This window comes from Actinobacillus ureae ATCC 25976 (assembly GCF_000188255.1).
Classification (GTDB): Bacteria; Pseudomonadota; Gammaproteobacteria; order Enterobacterales; family Pasteurellaceae; genus Actinobacillus; species Actinobacillus ureae.
In genome coordinates this window covers 587094-591469 of record NZ_GL831080.1, presented here as the reverse complement: position 1 = coordinate 591469, position 4376 = coordinate 587094, and the positions used below count along the sequence as shown (strand labels likewise).

General features: G+C 37.8%; 4 protein-coding genes and 1 pseudogene. All 5 read left to right on the top strand.

Annotated features, from left to right (window positions below; all coding sequences use genetic code 11):
- A partial coding sequence (locus HMPREF0027_RS12200; protein ID WP_208853661.1) for a hypothetical protein occupies window positions 1-189 on the top strand: 189 nt, incomplete at its 5' end.
- Window positions 190-757: 568 nt separating this feature from the next.
- Window positions 758-1450: a hypothetical protein gene (locus HMPREF0027_RS12430; protein WP_052301761.1), complete on the top strand. Its 693-nt coding sequence runs from the start codon at window positions 758-760 to the stop codon at window positions 1448-1450.
- The gene (locus HMPREF0027_RS11560; protein ID WP_005622121.1) at window positions 1419-3977 is read left to right on the top strand and encodes an autotransporter domain-containing protein; all 2559 of its coding nucleotides are present in this window, start codon (window positions 1419-1421) and stop codon (window positions 3975-3977) included. The genes HMPREF0027_RS12430 and HMPREF0027_RS11560 overlap by 32 nt, the downstream gene beginning before the upstream one ends.
- Before the next feature lie 69 nt (window positions 3978-4046).
- Window positions 4047-4208, top strand: a complete 162-nt coding sequence (locus HMPREF0027_RS13090) for a hypothetical protein (protein ID WP_005622120.1) — start codon at window positions 4047-4049, stop codon at window positions 4206-4208.
- Between the two features lie 47 nt (window positions 4209-4255).
- Window positions 4256-4376 (top strand): annotated as a pseudogene (locus HMPREF0027_RS11555) (IS1595 family transposase); the annotation flags it as partial.

Genomic DNA, 4376 nt, shown 5'->3' with positions numbered 1-4376 from the left:
ACTACAGCCCCTAATTTTTTACTAGCTTATCGTAGTGCTGTAACTGATACAATTGCATCTTTCCGAGTATTTTTTGCAACTAAATTACTTGATGTGTGTCGTAATACTGCAGCCTTTTTCTTGGCTATATCCTACCTTTTAGAACAGAAAATTTATTCTCGCCAAACACTAGTTCAAAGAAAAAATTAAATGAAATTATAGAAATTATGAAAATTTCTTTTATTTTTATTGCTTGTTTTTAATGCTAAAAATATCTAATTAACATTAGTTGGTAAAAAATAAATAAAAAAGTGAACTATTTTTGCATATATATACTCTATTAAATGCCGTATTTATTAAAAATAAGAATGGATATAAAAATATTATTGAATCATTTGCTATGTAAATAATTGTAAATAAATGAGTTTATATCAAGCTGAATTTTTATTTAATTTATACGAATTTTTTTGATTTTTTGAACAGAATACATTTTTGTTTTTTTTAACGACTGACATATCCCTAAACTCCTTTTGTACATTATGCGAATTGTAATTATTATCGCTTCTTTTTATCGATAATTTTGCATAATTTTTGTCTGATTTATTTGCGTTTCTATGCAAATATCTGGTTACATATTTTTAATTGTCAATCAAATGTAAATTTAAAACTTGTCGGTCATCTGACTTGATCTAAATTTGAGGATGAGTAAAATCTGCCACGCAAACGATTAATGAACGATCGTTTTGCAGTTCTTTCATATAATAAGAGGTGTAAATCTATGAAAACAAAATATTCTGCCTTAGCAATTGCCATTATATCGGTAACAGCAAGTTATGCTCAGGCTGATAATTTTTCTAGCAATATTGAAACTGATTTATATAACGTAAAATCAGATTTGGGTGTTTATTCTCGTTATCAACCAATCTCTTGGTTTAGACCGGTTAGCAGTTCTGCAACTAGTATTACAGACCATACGAAAACAACGAATGAAGGTATTATTCGTACTGTAACTGAAACACGAAATGGTGTTACAACACAAACAATTTATAAGATTGTTAATGATGTGACGACGATTACGAAGATTGTAGATGGTGTGGTGGTTTCTGGCCCAGATATGAATCCCCCTGCGACAGAACCCAAACCGGTAGCTGAACCACCAGCAACAGAAACGGAACCTGAACCAGTTACAGATGTAACAAACCCTGAAAATGGAAATGCTCCAGAAGTTGAACCACCAACAACTGAGCCAGTAACAGAGCCGGTTACAGACGTAACAAACCCAGGAAATGAAAATGACCCAACCACCGAACCACCAGTAGTTGAGCCAGAGAAGCCAGTAGTAGAACCGATTGCAGACGATACTCCTATTAGCCCTTCGTATCCTATTGTAATCAAGCCAACGCAGCCGTCAAGTCCAACTTCTCCGATTGAAGCGAGAAATGTACCAAGAACGGGGGGTTGTTTGGAATGATATTTCTAGAGGTTACGACTCAGAAGACCCAAATAATAAAGCAAATGTAGAGCTTAAAGGGGAAGGCGTAACGGTTACTGTTGTAGACAGTGGCTTCAATAATCCTACGGTAGCAAGAGACATTCAAAATAAATTCGGTCTACGCGGAACCATTTTAAATACCGGCAGATATGCGCCGGCGGATGCAACTCACGGTATTCAGGTTGCTGAGATGGTTGGCGGTAATACTGCAAATGGTGTTGCACCAAGAGTGAATTTACTTTTAGCGGATATTACCAGAGTAAATGCAGACGGTTCTTCAGGTCTTTTAGCAACAGCCGATATTTATCAGCAATTATGGAACCGTGGTGCACGTATTTTTAACCAATCATACGGTATTTCTAAGCAGGTCACGTACTTTAATGATAATCCTCGCTCTGCTTATTACTATGGTCACCAATTTAATCAGGATATTTTAGATTTCTATACGGATGCGGTTGATAAAGGCGGTTTATTCGTATGGACGGCAGGTAATAACCGTGGTGAACGTGAATCTTCTCCACAAGCGGCGCTTCCTTATTTTGAAACGCAATTAGAGAAAGGTTGGTTATCGGTTGTGGCTTTAGCGGCGCGTGATAACGGTCGTTTAGGTGATTTCTCATGGTCTAACTTATTACCATATTCACAAGCAGGTCTTGCGAAAAACTGGACAGTTTTTGCAATGGGTGACTATGTATTTAATGTGAAAGGCAGTAACTATATTGCAAGTGGTTCATCTTTCGCAGCACCAGCAGTAACAGGTACGGCAGCACTTGTTAAACAAAAATATCCGTGGATGGATGGTAACTTAATTAAACAATCAATTTTAACAACAGCAACGGATATTGGTGCTCGTGGCGTTGATGATGTATATGGTTGGGGTTTACTTGACGTTGAAAAAGCAATGAAAGGTCCGGCACGTTTTGATAGCCGTATCACACTTGGTGAAGATGTAAACGTAACTATTCCACAAGGTAGCTACGCATTTGAGAATGATATTTCAGGTGACGTGGGCTTAGTGAAAAACGGTCAAGGTGAATTAGTACTGACTGGTGCAAGTTCATTTACTGGAGATACTACCTTAAATGAAGGTGCAATTACGATTAACGGTAAGAGCTATGGTTCTGCGGTAAACGTAGGTAGAAACGGTACTTTAGTTGCAAATAGCACCGTATTATCAAACGGCGTAAGCAATGACGGTGTAGTGGTAAATAACGGTAATACTGTGATTGAAAACGGCTATGCAGCATCAGCAAACAGTACTTTAGTATCAAGCTTAGACTCTAGACTTTCAGTTAAAGGTGGTGTGGTTCTAAATAATTCAACACTTGTATTAACTGCGGAAAAAGACGGTCAGGCACAATATATTACTGCAAAAGGTGTAACCACTGAGGCGATTACATCAGATAGCGAAATTAACGGTGAATTCGGTATAGTTGAAACGACAACCGGTCTCTTAAATGCGATAGTAAATAAAACAGCTGAAAACGTAGTTGCAGCGACTTTAAGCCGTCAAAATGTAGAAACGTTTGTTGCTAACAGCGAAGCTCGTGATGCGATGACTGAAAGTGTTGCAAGCAACTTAGAAAGCTCATTCTCAGCATTATATCGTCAAATTGATGCAAATAATGCGGAAAATTCGACCGCTTTCGCACAGGATGCAGCATTATTACAAAATAGCCTTGCAGCGGTCTCAGCAGGTCAGACTGCAGTGTTAGATAGTCTTTCTGGTCAAATTTATGCATCTGCACAGGCGTTAACATTCCAAAATGCAGAAACAGTAAATAAAGATTTTACTAACCGTCTCTCAATGCTTGGTTCATTGAACAATGCAGAAACAGTAAATAAAGATTTTACTAACCGTCTCTCAATGCTTGGTTCATTGAACAATGCAGATAATACTGTGGGTGTTTGGGTATCAGGAATCTATGGTAACGGCAAGTTAAAAGAAAGCAGTTTCGGCGAAGGTAAAACAAAAACTTACGCAGGTCAAATCGGTTTCGATAAATTAGTCAGCGATAACTTTATTTTAGGTACCGCGGTAAATCACTCAACAGCAGATGTAGATTTTAACCGTTATGGTGGTAAATCAGATGCGAAAGGCGTAGGTGTATCATTATATGGACGTTGGAGTGATAAAAATGCACCTTGGTATTTACAAGGTCGTGTAGGTTACGGCTGGGTGGATTCAGATGTGGAACGTACCATTATCTTAGATTCAAATAACAGCAGTACAGCGAAAATTAACCATAAAGATAAAGTAATCTCAGGTTACTTAGAAACAGGTTACGATTTCAAACAAGGTAATTTCACCTTCACACCATATATCGGTGTGAGCCATGATGTGGTGAAACGCGGCGCCTTCAGTGAGACCAACAGCCAATTTGGTTTAACTGCGGACAAAGCGACTTACCAACAGGCAAGCGGATTAGCTGGTGTACGTATGTCACAAGCAATCAACTTTGAGAGTGGTGTGAAGACAACCTTACAAGGATATGTAAACCATTAAACGGCATTTAATAACGAAGATTTAAGATTCGATGCAAGTTATACCGGTTTACAAAATGCAGACTTCCGAGTGAAAGGTATTGGTCTAGCGAAAAATAAAACGTGGGTAGGTGTCGGCGCGCTAACTGAATTCACACCGAATACTGCGTGGTATTTAAACTACGACTTAAAACTTGAACACGGAAAAGGTAAAAACAATGTGTTATCAACGGGGGTGCGTATAAGTTTTTAATTAAATAAGGGGCTGTAGTAGATTAGCAAGAATGCTATACTACAAAAATAAAGATAACCCATTGTAAATTAAAGAAATCTATACAAAGAAGATTGCTTGAATTTTTTGTTGCAGAAGTGACAGCCAGGACAGCTGCAGATTTATTAGGCATTCAAGCCAATACAGCTG